We start from the raw sequence: 16,287 nt of genomic DNA, 5'->3' as shown, positions 1-16,287 counted from the left end.
GATCTGGCTGTTTAAAGATCAAAAGATCGCAGCCTGCGGCAGCTCCTACCGGTTTTAGGCTCGGATCGGAATCAGCGTTTGGGCAGGTTGATGAGGACTTTCAGCCCGCCCCACTCGCTTTCCATCAACATCAGCGTCCCGCCCCACGTATCAACAATATCGCGCACAATCCCCAGTCCCAAGCCATGCCCGTGCGTCTGCTCATCCAGCCGCGCTCCCCGACTGAATACCTGCGCGCGCTGCTCCTCTGGAATCCCAGGCCCGTCATCTTCCACGCTCAGGGCAAATCCCTCAGCCGTTTCGACCACGCTCAAACGCACCTCGGCATCCGCCCACTTGCAGGCGTTGTCGAGCAGATTGCCCAGCAGCTCCAGCAAATCCTCACGATCCCACGGCAACTGCAATCCCGTCGGCGCGACATAACTCAACGCCAGATGCTCGCCATGAATCATGTTCAGCGTCGCCAGCAACCCCGGCAGTTCGGCATCGCAATCAAACAACGCACCCGGCAACGCATCGCCAGACAATCGTGCACGATTCAGTTCACGGTTGAGCCGTTGCTGCACCTGTTCCAGTTGTTCGAGAAGAATCTTGCGCAGCTCGGGATGGGCATCGAGTTTCTCGCTCGACGCCAGGCTCAACAGCACCGCCAACGGCGTTTTCAACGCATGCCCGAGGTTGCCCAAGGCATTACGCGAACGCTTGAGACTGTCCTCGGTGTGCGCAAGCAAATGGTTGATCTGCGCCACCAACGGTTCCAGTTCCACCGGCACTTGATCGTCGAGTTGCGAACGCTGGCCCTGCTGCAATTGCGCGATCTGCTCGCGAGCCTTTTCCAGCGGCTTCAGTGCGCGGCGCACCGTGAGTCGCTGCAAAAACAGAATCAGCAGCAACGCCGCCAACCCCAGACCGAGGCCAATCTGACGCATGCGCTGAAAGCTGTCGCTGACCGGCGTGTAGTCCTGCGCAACGCTGATCGAAATCGACTGACCCAGACGCCGATAGTCCGAACGCAGCACCAGCAACCGCTGCCCGTCCGGGCCCAGTTGCAAGTTGCTGTGCAGACCGGGCTGATCCAGCAGCGGCAGATCCTGATCCCACAGCGAGCGCGAACGCCAGTGGCTGTCGGCAAAATCGATGCGGAAGTAATGCCCGGAAAACGGTCGCTGATACGCCGGCGACAAGTGCCGCTCATCCAGCTGCAACCCCATGGGGCCGCGCACCAGCGCCACTAACAGGGTTTCGCTGTCGTCGCGCAGACCGGCTTCGAGGTAGCGCTGCAAACCCACTTCGAACAACCACAAACTGGTTTGCGCCAGCACCAGACCGACGATCACCATCACGCTGATCAAACCCAGGCTCAAGCGGCGCTGGATTGACCTCATGAAGCCTGCCCGCCGAACAGGTAACCCTGGCCGCGACGGGTTTCGATCACGCTTTTGCCGAGCTTGCGGCGCAGGTGATTGACGTGGACTTCGAGGACGTTGGAATCACGCTCGGTTTCACCGTCGTAGAGGTGTTCGGCGAGGTGGCTTTTGGAAAGGATTTGCTCGGGGTGCAGCATGAAATAGCGCAGCAGACGAAACTCGGCGGCGGTCAGTTGAATGTCGGTGCCGTCGCGCACCACGCACTGACGGCCCTCGTCCAGATGCAGGCCGGCGGCTTGCAACGTCGCCTGATTGGACTGGCCCTTGGAGCGGCGCAGCAGCGACTGTATGCGCAGAAACAGCTCTTCGGGGTGAAACGGTTTGGTCAGGTAATCGTCGGCGCCGGCTTTCAGGCCTTCGATGCGCTCGGCCCAGGAATCACGCGCCGTGAGGATCAACACCGGAATCGCCAGCCCGCCCGCGCGCCACTGCGCCAGCACCTCAAGCCCCGGCACACCGGGCAGACCGAGGTCGAGGATGATCAGGTCGTACGGCTCGCTGCTGCCCTGATACAGCGCATCACGGCCGTCCGCCAGCCAATCGACTGCGTAGCCTTGGCGTTGCAGACCGGCGAGCAATTCGTCGGCCAGCGGTACATGGTCTTCCACCAAAAGCAAACGCATCGATCAATCTTCCTTGTCTTTCACTAATTCACCGGTTTCAGCCTTGAGGTGCAGCTCACGGGCGACACCCTCGACGGTAAGCAACTCGACCTCATAAATGTAGACGTCGTGTTTCTCTTCCAGCTCGACTTCCAGCAGTTTGGCGCCCGGATAACGATCCATCGCCTGCTGCAGCACTTGCTCCAGCGGCAGGATGACGCCCTGGCGACGCAGGTTCAGCGCTTCGTCCTGATCGAGGTCGCGGGCCATCGCCGCCGAGCAAAAAACTACCAGCGCCAGCGCCGTGCGGCTGGTGGCGCGAACATTAAGCTTCATTACGTATCCTGATGATCCTTGAGAACCTGCCCGGTCACCGCGTCTAATTCCAGATCCCAATTGAGACCCTGCGGATCACGCATTTCGACCTGGTAGATGTACTTGCCGTACTCTTCTTCCAGCTCGGTTTCGGTGATCGTCGAGCCCGGATGTTTGGCCAGCGCGGTTGCGTTGAGCTTCTCGAAGGAAACGATAGTACCAGCGTCGCGCAGGCGCAGGGCTTCATCCGGGCCCAGATCGCGGGCGTGGGCGCTGCTGGCAGTGAAGCCGATGATCGCGCAAATGGACAGGGCAGTCAGGGTTTTCAAAAGGGTGTCTCCGTATTTTTTATGTATTGCTCACGGTCGGCACCTTAACCAGATGAACTTAACTGAAACTGAATTGCCATCATTCTCCCTCCCTGAAATATCTCCTGTAGGAGCTGCCGAAGGCTGCGATCTCTTGATCTTGTTTTTAAAAAGCCAGGATCAAAAGATCGCAGCCTTCGGCAGCTCCTACAGGATTCTGTAACATGTGCTTATAATTGTTCGCTTGCTAACGATCGAGACCGGTATGACCGCCATCCACATCAAGTTCCCCGCCCTCACCCTCAAGGCCGGCCCACGGGCCATGGCGCGGATTCGCGCGCAGGGTCTGAACGCCGCTGACGTCGGCACCCTGCCCGGTGCGGCCGGTGGGCCGAAGGCGTTGGGGATTCAGGGGCTGGATCTGGCGCTGTTCGGTGAATGGCTGCCGAGTGCGCCGCGTGAGCGTTCGCTGATTGGCGCCTCGGTCGGTTCCTGGCGCTTCGCCAGCGCTTGCCTGCCGGATGCCGCCGAAGGCATCCGCCGCCTCGGCGAGCTCTACGCCGAGCAGAATTTCAACAAAGGCGTGACCATGGCCGAGATCAGTCAGAGCTCGCAGCGCATGCTCAATGACCTGCTTGATGGCCGCGACGCGAGCATCCTCGACAACGCGCATTACCGCTTGAACATCATGGTAGTGAAAAGCCAGGGCCGTCTGGCTGATGACCATCGCGGTCGCCTCGGTCTGGCGCTGGGTTCGGTGATCGCCGACAACCTGCGCGGTCGTGCGCGACTGTCGCGGCACTTCGAACGGCTGATCATCCACGATCCGCGCCTCGCCCCGCCGGTGAATGCGCTCGACGATTTCCCGTCACGCTTCGTCGCCCTGAATGCCGGCAACTTGCGTCAGGCGCTGCTGGCCTCGGGTTCGATCCCGATGGTCATGGAAGGCGTGCGCGACCTGCCGGGCGCCGGGGCTGGCACCTTCCGCGACGGCGGTTTGCTCGACTATCACCTCGACCTGCCCTACAGCGGTGACGGCATCGTGCTCTATCCGCACTTCACCGACCGGGTGATTCCGGGCTGGTTCGACAAGACCCTGCCGTGGCGCAAAGCCTCGGTGCAGCGCTTGCAGGACGTGCTGCTGCTCGCGCCGTCGAAGGAGTATCTGGCACGTCTGCCCTACGGCAAACTACCCGATCGTAACGACTTCAAACGCTTCATGGGCGATGCACCGAGCCGGCAGAAATACTGGCACGCGGCGATGGACGAGAGCCGCCGTCTGGGCGATGAGTTTCTCGAACTGACTGCCAACGGTCGCCTCGCCGAGCGCTTGCTGACCCTTTAGTCAGCACGGCCAAACACAAGCTGGTAAACTCGCCGCCTGCCCGAATCGCTGCGGCGAACGCCATCTGAACAGAGCTGAAAATACCGTGGAAATCTTCAAAGAGTTTACCTTCGAATCCGCCCACCGCCTGCCGCACGTCCCGGACGGCCACAAGTGCGGACGTCTGCACGGTCACTCGTTCAAAGTGGCGCTTCACCTGAGCGGCGACCTCGATCCGCACACTGGCTGGATCCGTGATTTCTCGGAAATCAAAGCGATCTTCAAGCCGTTGTACGAGCGTCTGGATCACAACTACCTGAATGACATTCCTGGCCTGGAAAACCCGACCAGCGAAGTACTGGCCAAATTCATCTGGAATGAAATGAAGCCGTTGCTGCCGGAACTGAGCGCGATCCGTATTCACGAGACGTGCACCAGCGGCTGCATCTATCGCGGCGAGTAACCCGATCCTGAGAACACTGCAAAACCCTGTGGGAGCGGGCTTGCCCACGAAGGCGTCGGAACATCGACATTGATGTGACAGACACTCCGCTTTCGCGAGCAAGCCCGCCCCACAGGGGAATAGCGTTGATGTTCAAGAACAGCCTTCACGGCTGTTTTTTTATGCCTATGCTTTTTGGCTCCCCACCCGCCAAGAGGACAGGCCCATGACAGACTGGCTGCTGGATCAGGTCTTTGACTTCAACGGTCACTCAGTGCGCCATGCCGTACGTGGCGATGGCCCGCCGCTGGTGTTCGTGCATGGCACACCTTTCTCGTCTTACGTGTGGCATCGGATCGCGCCGCACTTCTTTGCCACGCACCGCGTGTATTACTTCGATTTGCTCGGTTATGGACGCTCCGCGAAACCTGCCGCCGATGTCTCCCTCGGTGTGCAAAACCAGTTGTTGGCGCAGTTGCTCGATCACTGGAACATCCAAAATCCCGACGTGGTCGCCCATGACTTTGGCGGTGCCACCGCGCTGCGCACTCACCTGCTCAATGGCAAGGATTACCGCAGCCTGACGCTGATCGATCCGGTGGCGCTGAAGCCATGGGGATCGCCGTTTGTGCAGCATGTTCGCCAGCATGAGGCAGCGTTCAGCGGTCTGCCCGATTACATCCAGCGCGCCGTCGTGCCGGCCTACATTCGCGGGGCGATTCACCGGGCGATTCCCGACGACGAACTCGCGCCCTACGTTGAGCCGTGGCTCGGCGATCCCGGGCAAGCGGCCTTCTATCGGCAGATTGCGCAGATGGATGAGCGCTATACCCGTGAGGCAGAACCGTTGTATCCGAGCATCCGCTGCCCGGTACAGATTCTCTGGGGCAAAGACGATCAGTGGATTCCCATCGAGCGTGGCCGTGCATTGCACAAGATAATCCCCGGCTCACAATTCCACCCGATTCCCAACGCCGGCCACCTCGTCCAGGAAGACGCCCCCGAAGCCATCGTCGCTGCGCTGATGCGCTTCCTCTGACCCACCACAAATCCCATGTAGGAGCTGCCGAAGGCTGCGATCTTTTGATCTTGCTTCTAAAAAACAAAATCAAAGGATCGCAGCCTTCGGCAGCTCCTACATTGGGCTTTGGTGTGTTCGGGTGCACTGTTTTCGCGCCGTTTGACGCGACTCGTCTATACACAACCCGCGCCAACCGGAACATGGCACGACCACTGCAACCCTCCCCCGCGTCTCCCTCTCTCCAGCAAGGACCGCCTCATGACGCAGAACGATCCCGGCAACGATTACCCCCTCAGCGAAGTACCGATGCACGCGCGCAAAGGCCTGGCCTCTACGGCGATGGTGTTACTGGGCTTCACGTTTTTCACCGCGACCATGTTTGCCGGCGGCAAGCTCGGCGTGGCGTTCAGTTTCGGCGAGATGATGGCGGTGATCATCGTTGGCAACTTGCTGCTCGGTTTGTACGCCGCAGGCCTCGGTTACATCGCCTTCAAGAGTGGCCTCAATTCGGTGTTGATGGGGCGTTTTTGCTTCGGCGAAGTCGGCAGCAAACTCAGCGACCTGATCCTCGGTTTCACTCAAATCGGCTGGTACGCCTGGGGCACTGCCACGGCTGCGGTGGTGCTCGGCAAATACTTCGAACTCGATGAGGGCACGGTGCTCGGGCTGATGGTGCTGTTCGGTCTGGTGTTCTGTGCCACGGCTTACGTCGGTTATCGCGGGCTGGAGATTCTGTCGTACATCGCAGTGCCGGCGATGATGTTGCTGCTGATGTTGTCGATGTGGGTGGCGACAGTGAAAGTCGGCGGTTTCGAAGGATTGCTCAGCGTCGTGCCGAGCGGTTCGCTGGACTGGTCGACGGCGATTACTTTGGTGTTCGGCACCTTCGTCAGCGGCGCGACGCAAGCGACCAACTGGACGCGTTTCTCGCGCTCGGCGCGTGTCGCGGTGCTGGCCAGCCTGATCGGTTTCTTCATCGGCAACGGTTTGATGGTGCTGATCGGCGCGTACGGCGCCATCGTTTATCAGCAGCCGGACGTGGTTGAAGTGCTGCTGTTGCAAGGCTTCGCCATGGCCGCGATGGCCATGCTGTTGCTGAACATCTGGAGCACGCAGGACAACACCATCTACAACTTCGCCGTCGCCGGTTGCAACCTGCTGCGCACCGGTCGGCGCAAGACCGTGACCCTGGCCGGCGCGGTGATTGGCACCCTGCTCGCCCTGCTCGGTATGTACGACATGCTGGTGCCCTACCTGATTCTGCTCGGCACGGTGATTCCGCCGATTGGCGGGGTGATCATGGCCGACTTTTTCTACCGCTGGCGCGGGCACTATCCACGCCTGGCCGACGCACGGTTGCCGGCGTTCAACTGGCCGGGCCTCGGGGCTTACGCGGTCGGCACCGTCGCCGCGTTCAGCTCGCCATGGGTCGCGCCGCTGGTAGGCATCGCCGCTGCCGCGTTAACGTATGTCATCGTCACCGGCGCGCTCGGCGCTCGCAGCGCGGCCGCGCCACTACAAGACTTATAAAAAAGGATTCGCCTGATGCACATCATCAACGCCCGTTTGCGCAACCAGGAAGGTTTGCACGAATTGCACCTTGAAGACGGCCTGATCCGCAGCATCGCCCGGCAGACCGAAGCGCCGACGCTGGGCCCCGACGACCTCGACGCCGGCGGCAATCTGGTGGTGCCGCCCTTCGTCGAACCGCACATTCACCTCGACGCCACCCTCACCGCCGGCGAACCGCGCTGGAACATGAGCGGCACGCTGTTTGAAGGCATCGAATGCTGGGGCGAGCGCAAGGTCACCATCACCGAAGAAGACACCAAGACCCGCGCCAAGAAAACCATCCAGACCCTCGCCGCGCACGGTATTCAGCACGTGCGCACCCACGTCGACGTCACCGATCCACAACTCACCGCACTGAAAGCCATGCTCGAAGTGCGCGAAGAAAGCCGTCACCTGATCGACCTGCAAATCGTCGCGTTCCCACAGGAAGGCATCGAATCGTTCCGCAATGGCCGCGAGTTGATGGAAGAGTCGATTCGCATGGGTGCTGACGTGGTTGGCGGCATTCCGCATTTCGAGTACACCCGCGATCAAGGCGTCAGTTCGGTGAAGTTTCTGATGGATCTGGCCGAGCGCACCGGTTGCCTGGTCGACGTGCATTGCGACGAAACCGACGACCCACACTCACGCTTCCTCGAAGTACTCGCCGAAGAAGCACGCAGCCGCGACATGGGCGCCCTCGTCACCGCCAGCCACACCACGGCGATGGGCTCTTATGACAACGCTTACTGCGCGAAACTGTTCCGTCTGCTCGGGCATTCCGGGATCAGTTTTGTCTCCTGCCCAACCGAAAGCATCCACCTGCAAGGGCGCTTCGACAACTTCCCGAAACGCCGTGGCGTCACCCGGGTGAACGAGTTGCTCGAAGCCGGGATGAACGTGTGTTTCGGTCAGGATTCCATCGTCGATCCGTGGTATCCGCTGGGCAACGGCAACATCCTTCGCGTATTGGAGGCCGGTCTGCATATCTGCCACATGCTCGGCTATCGCAACCTGCAAAGTGCGCTGGACTTGGTCACCGACAACAGCGCCAAAGCGATGCATCTGGGCGAGCGTTATGGGCTGGAACAGGGGCGCCCGGCGAACCTGCTGATTCTGTCGGCGGACAGTGATTATGAGGTGATCCGCAGTCAGGGTTTGCCGCTGTATTCGATTCGCGCCGGCAAAGTGCTGATGAAACGGCAGATGCCGGTGGTGGAGTTCGTCTAAGGTGAAGAAACCGGCGTCGCAATGACGCCGGCAACCCCTGCGATGGATGCTCCTTCATGCTGAAGTTCGTGCGTAGTTGATCAGCCGCCATCCTCATTTTCTTGAGGATTTCCCAATGAACCACACACCCTCACCCATGGCCTCGCTGTACCACGAAGGCCGACAGACCTTTACCGAACTTGTAGCCGACGGCGGCGCTCGGCTCGATGCGCTGTTTCACACCGTGCCCGCGCTGGGTGAATTGGCGGTTGGCGTGGTCTATGGGCATTTGCACGCGCGCCCTGGCCTCGATCCGCGCCTGCGGGAAGCGGTGTCGTTTGCCGCCATTGTGGCGTCGGGCATGGTCGGCCCGCCATTGAGTGTGCACCTCAAGACAGGGCTGGCCTCGGGTTTGGCCCCCGGTGAAATGACTGAGGTGCTGTTGCAGGCCTCGGCATTCGCGGGGTTTCCGCGGGCGGTGAGTGCGGCGGAACAACTCAATCGGCTGTTCGACGAGTCTGGGTTGGCATCACCGCCGGCACCGACACCCCGTGAAATCGCGTTGGAATTCTGTGAGCAAGTGCGCGGCGGGCACGCGCCGATGCCGGTCAGTGCAGCGGTGAAACGCCTGTTGAAACATGCGCGGCAGCTGGCATTGCAGGCCAGTTCGGCGCACGCGGTGATTGTTGAATGTTTCAAGGATGAGCCGTCGCCCCGCGCATTGCTACGGTTGGAGGTGCAGAGTGAGCAGGTGGTGTCGGTGACGTTGTTCAAGGCCCACTGAAGGGTGACCAAACCAAACTCCCACAGGGTTTTGGGGTGAACACATTATTTGTATGCACCTAAATCCAATGTGAGAGCGAGCTTGCTCGCGAAGAGGCCTACACGTTCAACATCCATGTAACTGCTATACCGCCTTCGCGAGCAAGCGCGCTCCCACAGGGTTATGTATTTGGACTGGTGTTTGTGTTCACATCTGAGCCACTGTAGGAGTGAGCCTGCTCGCGATTGCGGTGTGTCAGGCGACATATGCTTTGAAGGGTAGTCCGCTATCGCGAGCAGGCTCACTCCTACAGGGGTTATGTGGGTGGACATGATGTTTGTGTTCAGCACAAAACCCTGTGGGAGCCTGGCTTGCCAGCGATGGCGGTTTCGAGTTCAGCCAATCAACCGCGCCGTACCAAACAATCTGACGCGCACCTGCTCGCCGTCGATTGCTTCCAGCAGAATCGGTGCCGTGCCGCCGGGCATGACCACCTGCACTTCTCCTGCTTCAACCCAACCCACCCGCCATGCCGCACACGCCACCGCACTGGCGCTGGTGCCTGATGACGCCGTCGGCCCTTCGCCACGTTCGAAGACGCGCGCGACGATGCGTTGCTCGGAATCACGTGCCGCCCATTGCAGATTGACGCCCGCCGGACACGGGTCGCCAGCGCCGGTCGGCATGGCATAAGCGATCTGTGTCAGGCCTTCATTCAGTGGCGACTCACGCATCTGTTCGTTACTCGGCAACGCCGACTTGTCGCCAAGCAGCGTCACGCAATGTGGATTGCCGATGCGCACAAATTGGCTGTGCTCCCAGGTCGGATCAAGTGCCGCCAATGGCTGAATTCTGCTGACCTCCTGGCCATTGAAATCAACACTTTCAACGCCCTGCGCACCCACCGCGCACGGCCCGAAATCCGCTTGACCGAGATCGAGCCAGAAGCCTCGCACCCCTTCGACTTCGGCAGGTTTCACCGACGTTTCCACCGCGTCACCTTTGTCGTGATGAACGCGCAACAACGCGCCCTCCTTCGGCAGCAATCCTTGCTCGGTCAGCGCTTTGGAGAAAATCGTCAAACCGTTGCCACTGCGTTCGGCGAGGGTGCCATCGGTGTTGACGATCAACACATCGAACGGCGGCGAGGTCTGGAACGGGCCGATCAGCAGGCCGTCGCTGCGGTGGGATTTGCTGTTGGCTGGGCGCTGGCCATCGCGCCAGTCGCAGCAGCGTTTGATAGCGGCCTCAGTCCAAGCCTGGCGCAAGGATGCGCATTCGGCAGCGCTGGCAGGAAGATCAATCCCCGCCTCGCGCAAGGTTTCCGGCGAAACCACACCATACACATTGCCCCGCGCGTCATAAAACTGCGTCATCACTCATAATCCCCGCAACCGAAAAAACCCACTGTAAACCGCATTCCGCTGTAGGAGCTGCGGCACGCTGCGATCTTTTGATTCTGATCCTGAAAACACCGATCAAAAGATCGCAGCGTGCCGCAGCTCCTACAGGAGAAGGTAGGATGTCGTCTGTACTTCCTCGGATGACTGGCGATCGAACCTCGACGCCGTATCACTGTCCTTCGGGGACGCGAAGTTTTTTGCCAAGGATCGATATGACCAGCCTCAACGCCCAAGCCACCTTCGTCCCCGGACGCCTGCAACAGATGTCCACGCGCATCGCCTTTTTCATCGCCGGGCTCGGCATCGCGGCGTGGGCGCCGTTGGTGCCGTACGCCAAGGCGCGCGCCGGACTGGATGAGGGCACGCTCGGTCTGTTGCTGTTGTGCCTGGGCGTCGGCTCGATTCTGGCAATGCCGCTGGCGGGGATTCTCGCCACACGCTTCGGCTGTCGGCGCGTGGCCACGGGCGGCACGTTGTTGATTTGCGCGGCGTTGCCGTTACTGGCGACGGTCTCATCGATCCCTGCGCTGGTCGCCACATTGTTCATGTTCGGCGCCGGACTCGGCACGGTGGATTCGACGGTCAATCTGCAAGCGGTGATCGTCGAACGTGCCAGTGGCAAGAACATGATGTCGGGCTTTCACGGCTTGTTCAGCCTCGGCGGGATCGTCGGTGCGGCGGGCGTCAGCGCCCTGCTCGGCCTCGGCCTGACGCCGCTCGCCGCGATGCTGGTGGTGGTCATGGTGCTGATCGCGGCGCTGTGCAAATGCGTGCCGCACATGCTGCCTTACGGCAGTGAAAGCTCGGGCCCGGCATTCGCCATTCCCCACGGCATCGTGCTGTTTATCGGCGGGATGTGTTTCATCGTCTTCCTCACCGAAGGCGCGGCGCTGGACTGGAGCGCGGTGTTCCTGGCGCAGGAACGCGGGATCGACACGGCCTATGCCGGATTGGGTTACGCGGCATTCGCGTTGACCATGACGGCGGGACGCTTGATGGGTGACCGGATTGTGCGGATCGTCGGCGCCACGCGGATCATTCTGTTTGGCGGGCTGCTGGCAGCAGGCGGTTTGTTTCTGGCGACGTTCGCACCGAGCTGGGAAGCGGCATTGGTCGGGTATGCGCTGGTCGGCGCCGGTTGCTCGAACATCGTACCGGTGCTGTACACGGCGGTTGGCAAACAGACGGTGATGCCGGAAAGCATCGCGGTGCCGGCGATTACCACGTTGGGCTATGCGGGGATTCTGGCGGGGCCGGCGGTGATTGGCTTTGTCGCGCATGCCAGCAGTTTGAGCTTTGCCTTTGGGCTGATGGCGGTGCTGTTGGTGGCCGTCGCGATTGGCGGGAAAGTCTTGAAAGTCTGAAGCAAAAGATCGCAGCCTGCGGCAGCTCCTACATGAGATCGTTCCCACGCTCTGCGTGGGAATGCCTCAATGGACGCTCCGCGTCCGCTTTTGGACGCAGAGCGTCCCGGGCTGCATTCCCACGCGGAGCGTGGGAACGATCAGTTAAAACCCAACGCTGGCCTGCACAAAGAACGTCCTTGGCGCGCCCACATACATTCCCGAATTGTTATCGCTGGAGCGGGTGAAATACTGCTTGTCGAAGATATTCTTCACCCCCGCGCCCAACTTCAAATTCGACACCTGCGGCCCGAAGTCATAGCCGCCACGCACGTTCCAGGTCACGTAACCCGGAATGTCGCCGTACTGCCCGTCCGCCGTACCCTCGGTGATGTAGTTGCCGTTGAAGCTGCCATCGGCATTCACACCGGTACCCGGCGAACGCTGTTTCGACTGGGCAAAGCCGTCGATGTTGTACGTCCAACGGTTGATGTCGTAACGCAAACCCACCGTCGCCACCTGACGCGAATAGAACGGCAGATCACGGCCCTTGAAGCCCGGAATCTCGCCTTCATACGTAGCGCGGGTGTAAGTGAAACCGGCGTTGGCGGTCAAACCATCAAGACGCGGATCCAGCGCCGCCATGTCGTAATGCACCGACGCTTCAAGGCCCTGATGCTTGGTCGCCCCCAGGTTGGTCCAGCCGACATCGTTGCTGATGTATTGCAGTTCATCATCGAAGTCGATGTAGAACAGCGTCACTTCACCGCCCCACACGTCATCGTTGTAGCGTGTGCCGATTTCGTAGGTCTTGGCCTTTTCCGGCTCCAGTCCGTTGGCGGTCTGATCACCCGAACCGCCCTGCCCCAGCTGAAAATACTGCAGGCTGCCAAACGACGTTTCGTAGTTGGCGAACAGTTTCCACGCGTCCGACAGGTGATACATCACGCTCAGCGCCGGCAGCGGTTCGTTGCTTTCGATGCTGCGGTTTTTCTCCGGTACGCGTTTGCCAGCGGTGTCGAGCACGGCGCGATCATGCCAGTCAGTGCTGATGTGTTCGAAGCGAATACCCGGCGTGATCGTCCAGTTGCCGACGTCGATTTTGTTGTCGACGTAGACCGAGTTGGCCTCGGTGCCGCCGGTGCGATCCTGGAAGACGTGGCCATCAGACGTCGGCGTTACGACAGGCTGATTGTTGACCAGCGCCAGACGACTCGATTGCTCGTGCATCGCCTCTTTCAAATAGCGATAACCGACGCTGACTTCCTGGCTGGTCGGGCCGACATCGAAGACCCGCGATACCCGTGGTTCGATGCCCAGCGTGTAGTAGGAACGCGGGTACGAGCTGAGGGTTTTCTGATCGCGGGCGGCGATGGTGCTGCCGCGAAAACTGTCGGTGTAATAGGTCAGCACTTCGGCCTGGGTGCGCTCGTCGATCTGGCGAATCCACTTGAACGACACGTCTTTGCGGCGACCACTGAATTGGTCGTAATCGCGCACCGAGTCGTACGGTTTGTCGTCGTATTGTTTCTGCGTCAGACCGCCGGGCATGTCGGCGCTGGCGTCGTAGTAGTGAAAGTTGAGGCTGAAGTCGTCCTGATCGGTCGGCGCCCAGTGAGTCTTGAGCAGCACGTCGTCGATGTCGTTGCCGTTATTGCGCTCGCGGTAACCGTTGCCATTCACGCCGGAATACAACAACGCCACGCCCATGCCGTTGTCGGCCGTGCCGCCAAGGAACGCGGTGTCGATGTGTTTCCAGCCGCCGTACTGGGTGGTTTCCAGGGTGGTGCCGATTTCACCGGTGGCTTTTTCCGGGATCGCGCGGGTAACGAAGTTGATCACGCCGCCGACGTTTTGCGGCCCATAACGCACGGAACCGGCACCACGAACCACGTCGATGCTGTCGAGGTTACCGGATGAAATCGGTGCCATCGACAGTTGTGGTTGACCATAGGGAGCGAAAGCCGCCGGTACGCCGTCGATCAACACCGTGGAGCGCGGCGACAGGCGCGACGTCAGACCACGCACGCCGACGTTCAACGAAATATCGCTGCCGCCGGTGCCGTTGGAATCCTGCACCTGCACGCCCGGCACACGCTTGAGCACGTCGCTGACGTTCATCGCACCTTGCTCGACCATGGCTTCGCGGCGAATCACCGTGCGTGCGCCGGGGTGGTTTTGCACCACGGCGGCGTCGGCATCACCGAGCCAGTCGCCGACTACTTTGATGTCGGTCACGCCCAGTTCGAGCGGGCCGTTGGTCGCAGCGGAAGTCGCAGCGGGCGACAGCGTTACCGAGCCTTCGTTGATCTGATAATCCAGACCGCTGCCTTGCAGCAACTGACGCAGCGCCTGCTCCGGGGAGATGTCGCCATCGACGGCCGGGGCTTGTTTGCCGGCGACCAGATCAGGGCTGAAAAACACTTGCAGCGAGGTTTGCTGGCCCAGTTCGCTCAGCGCCTGACCCAATGGCTGGGCGCGGATATGAATCGCTTCACCGGCAAACGCCAGCGGCATCGCAGCGTTGACCGCGAGCGCGAGGGCCAGCGACAACCAAGGGGATTTTTTATTGTGGGCAGTGGTGGTTTTCACGTCGAACGTAGTCCTGTGGATCGCAAGAGTGTGCGGCTGTTAATGCAAACCAGTTGCAGTTGAACAGGAAGACGATGAACTCGAAAAAAACCTGAATTTTATTTTGAAATTATTTCCTGGCTGCCATCCGCATGGGTGCGAACGGCCACTGGCAGGATGCTCGGCAAGGCTTTGAGCAAGGCTTCGGTGTTGTCGGATTTGAACACGCTGGTCAGGCGCAGACTGGCCACCGCAGGGTCGCTGACGGTCAGCGGCTTCTCGCGATAACGCGACACTTCCGCGGCCACTTCGCTGAGGCTGGCGTTGTTGAACACCAGTTTGCCGCTGCGCCACGCGGTCAGTTCTGCGGGGTTGACCGCGTATGCGGCAGCGACTTTGCCTTGGGCATCGACGTAGGTACCGAGGCCTGCGGTCAGGCTGATGAAGTCGTTGTCCGGCGCATTGTGGCCCTGCACTTTCACCGTGCCCTGCTCCACCGCAACGCGGGTTTGCGTGACGTCGCGGCGCACATCGAAACGGGTGCCGGTGACCGTGACCTTGCCGTTGCCGGCCTCGACCACGAACGGTCGCGAGGTGTCGTGCTCAACGCTGAACATCGCCTCGCCTTCGCTCAATTCGATCAATCGGCGATCTTTTTCGAAGCGCACCTGCAAGCGGCTGCGGCTGTTCAGATCGATCACCGAACCGTCCGGCAGCGCTACGTGTTTGCGCTCGCCCAACGCGGTGCTGAATTCGGCGCGGTAACCGCCCGGATGATTCAAACCGCTGAACAGACCGAGGCCGAGCGCCACTGCCACCACACTCGCGGCCACGGCATAACGCAACAACGGACGTCGTTCGCGGCGCGTCGGTGGAGTTTCAACCAAAGCTTTGAGGCGTGGCGCCGGCAACAAATCAGCGGCCGTCCACAGCCCCTGAAGCAACTGGAATTCGTCACGGTGCTGCGGATGCTCATTCAGCCAGGCGTCGAAGCGCTGCTGCTCGTCGGCACTGACCACCGGCTCCTGCAAACGCACAAACCAGCGAGCCGCGTCATCGCGCACCGTTGTTTGCCCGCACGCGCAATCACGAGTATCCATCATGGAATGTCCTGTTTGGCCGGGAATATAAAGACACACAGCCCCCTGTAGGAGCTGCCGAAGGCTGCGATCTTTTCAACGACACACACCATCACGACTGCAACCCGTCCAGGCGATCACGCAAATGCCGCAGGGTGCGGATCATATACTTTTCGACCATGTTCTTGGACAGGCCCAGGCGTTCGGCGATTTCCGCCTGGGTCAGGCCTTCGATCTTCTGCCAGACGAAAATTTTCCGGCAATTGACCGGCAGCTCGCTCAGCGCCCGCTCGATGGAGTCGGCCAGCTGGATCGCATGCATGTAATGCTCCGGGTCGCCGGACGACGACGCACTGTGATCGATCGCCTCCGACTCCATGGCACCCCGCCGATCCTCACGCCGATAACCGTCGACCGCGATATTGCGTGCGGTCTGATGCAAATACGCCCGAGGCTGCTGCACCGTAGCCGAATCCGATTCGAGCACCCGCACAAAGGTGTCGTGCGCCAGATCCTCGGCCTGCGCGCGGTTACGCAGGCGACGAGTCCAGGTGCCGATCAACTCTTCGTAATGCTCGAAAAAGCCGGGTCTGCGGGGACGCATTGGGGTATTGGCGGCGTGCTGAGGAAAGGGGCGTGAATAGTAATGCTTCCTATTAACCCCGGCAATTCATTCCTCTGCGTGCCGACGATGGGCTGTCGTGCTGTGAACACAAAACAAATGTGGGAGCTGGCTTGCTCGCGAAAGCGTCGGCACACATTGCATCGATGTGCCTGACACTCCGCTTTCGCGAGCAAGCCTGCTTGTATGGTAGGACTCGAAGGGGTGGGTGGGACCAAAAGCCAGCTTCTGACTGTTAGCCCAGTACAGACTGTGGGAGACATCGGCCCCACCCCTTCCACCAAAGCGCCGATAAAGAATGCTTCGT

General features: G+C 60.5%; 15 protein-coding genes. 7 read left to right on the top strand and 8 right to left on the bottom strand.

The features are described from left to right. Positions 1-71 precede the first annotated feature (71 nt). The 4 genes from GVL50_RS27255 to GVL50_RS27240 are packed head-to-tail and all read right to left on the bottom strand — an operon-like array spanning position 72 to position 2,673. Complete coding sequence (locus GVL50_RS27255; protein ID WP_159815699.1) at positions 72-1,385, bottom strand: sensor histidine kinase; 1,314 nt, start codon at positions 1,383-1,385, stop codon at positions 72-74. Further along, positions 1,382-2,050, bottom strand: coding sequence for a response regulator transcription factor (locus GVL50_RS27250; RefSeq protein WP_053121928.1), 669 nt, complete (start codon positions 2,048-2,050; stop codon positions 1,382-1,384). Before GVL50_RS27250 ends, GVL50_RS27255 begins: the two co-directional genes overlap by 4 nt. Before the next feature lie 3 nt (positions 2,051-2,053). Continuing rightward, a complete protein-coding gene (locus GVL50_RS27245; RefSeq protein WP_053121930.1) occupies positions 2,054-2,365 on the bottom strand; it encodes a PepSY domain-containing protein in 312 nt (103 codons plus the stop codon). Further along, entirely contained in the window at positions 2,365-2,673 is a 309-nt protein-coding gene (locus GVL50_RS27240) for a PepSY domain-containing protein (protein ID WP_159815698.1), read from the bottom strand. The genes GVL50_RS27245 and GVL50_RS27240 overlap by 1 nt, the downstream gene beginning before the upstream one ends. Positions 2,674-2,917: 244 nt before the next feature. Here GVL50_RS27240 and GVL50_RS27235 point away from each other — a divergent pair, with 244 nt between their 5' ends. The 6 genes from GVL50_RS27235 (at position 2,918) to GVL50_RS27210 (ending at position 8,983) form a co-directional block, all read left to right on the top strand. Continuing rightward, positions 2,918-3,997 carry a hypothetical protein gene (locus GVL50_RS27235; protein ID WP_053121934.1) on the top strand — a complete coding sequence of 360 codons (1,080 nt, stop codon included), beginning with the start codon at positions 2,918-2,920 and terminating at the stop codon, positions 3,995-3,997. An 85-nt stretch (positions 3,998-4,082) separates the two neighbouring features. Then, positions 4,083-4,439: a 6-carboxytetrahydropterin synthase QueD gene (gene queD, locus GVL50_RS27230; protein WP_007915588.1), complete on the top strand. Its 357-nt coding sequence runs from the start codon at positions 4,083-4,085 to the stop codon at positions 4,437-4,439. A gap of 205 nt (positions 4,440-4,644) precedes the next feature. Continuing rightward, complete coding sequence (locus tag GVL50_RS27225; RefSeq protein WP_159815697.1) at positions 4,645-5,457, top strand: alpha/beta fold hydrolase; 813 nt, start codon at positions 4,645-4,647, stop codon at positions 5,455-5,457. Between the two features lie 240 nt (positions 5,458-5,697). Next, on the top strand, positions 5,698-6,969 hold the full coding sequence (gene codB, locus GVL50_RS27220) for a cytosine permease (protein WP_159815696.1): 1,272 nt from the start codon (positions 5,698-5,700) through the stop codon (positions 6,967-6,969). 15 nt (positions 6,970-6,984) lie between these two features. Further along, positions 6,985-8,220, top strand: a complete 1,236-nt coding sequence (gene codA, locus GVL50_RS27215) for a cytosine deaminase (protein ID WP_053121942.1) — start codon at positions 6,985-6,987, stop codon at positions 8,218-8,220. A gap of 115 nt (positions 8,221-8,335) precedes the next feature. Next, positions 8,336-8,983 carry a carboxymuconolactone decarboxylase family protein gene (locus GVL50_RS27210; protein WP_159815695.1) on the top strand — a complete coding sequence of 216 codons (648 nt, stop codon included), beginning with the start codon at positions 8,336-8,338 and terminating at the stop codon, positions 8,981-8,983. A 374-nt stretch (positions 8,984-9,357) separates the two neighbouring features. Here the strand turns inward: GVL50_RS27210 and GVL50_RS27205 are convergent, their stop codons facing one another. After that, entirely contained in the window at positions 9,358-10,338 is a 981-nt protein-coding gene (locus tag GVL50_RS27205; protein WP_159815694.1) for a diaminopimelate epimerase, read from the bottom strand. Positions 10,339-10,577: 239 nt separating this feature from the next. Here GVL50_RS27205 and GVL50_RS27200 point away from each other — a divergent pair, with 239 nt between their 5' ends. Continuing rightward, positions 10,578-11,729 (top strand): MFS transporter, encoded by a 1,152-nt coding sequence (locus GVL50_RS27200; RefSeq protein ID WP_159815693.1) that lies wholly within the window; start codon positions 10,578-10,580, stop codon positions 11,727-11,729. A 144-nt stretch (positions 11,730-11,873) separates the two neighbouring features. On the opposite strand, the gene GVL50_RS27195 is transcribed toward GVL50_RS27200, so the two are convergent. The 3 genes from GVL50_RS27195 to GVL50_RS27185 form a co-directional block, all read right to left on the bottom strand. Beyond that, the gene (locus tag GVL50_RS27195; protein ID WP_159815692.1) at positions 11,874-14,300 is read right to left on the bottom strand and encodes a TonB-dependent receptor; all 2,427 of its coding nucleotides are present in this window, start codon (positions 14,298-14,300) and stop codon (positions 11,874-11,876) included. Between the two features lie 98 nt (positions 14,301-14,398). Then, positions 14,399-15,382 carry a FecR family protein gene (locus tag GVL50_RS27190; RefSeq protein ID WP_159815691.1) on the bottom strand — a complete coding sequence of 328 codons (984 nt, stop codon included), beginning with the start codon at positions 15,380-15,382 and terminating at the stop codon, positions 14,399-14,401. Positions 15,383-15,470: 88 nt separating this feature from the next. Next, positions 15,471-15,962, bottom strand: coding sequence for a sigma-70 family RNA polymerase sigma factor (locus GVL50_RS27185; protein ID WP_053121954.1), 492 nt, complete (start codon positions 15,960-15,962; stop codon positions 15,471-15,473). Positions 15,963-16,287: the final 325 nt, after the last annotated feature.

It is taken from the genome of Pseudomonas sp. 18058 (assembly GCF_902706155.1).
Taxonomy (GTDB): Bacteria; Pseudomonadota; Gammaproteobacteria; order Pseudomonadales; family Pseudomonadaceae; genus Aquipseudomonas; species Aquipseudomonas rustica.
The sequence above is the reverse complement of the archived record's forward strand: the minus strand, read 5'-3'. Positions and strand labels throughout refer to the sequence as shown.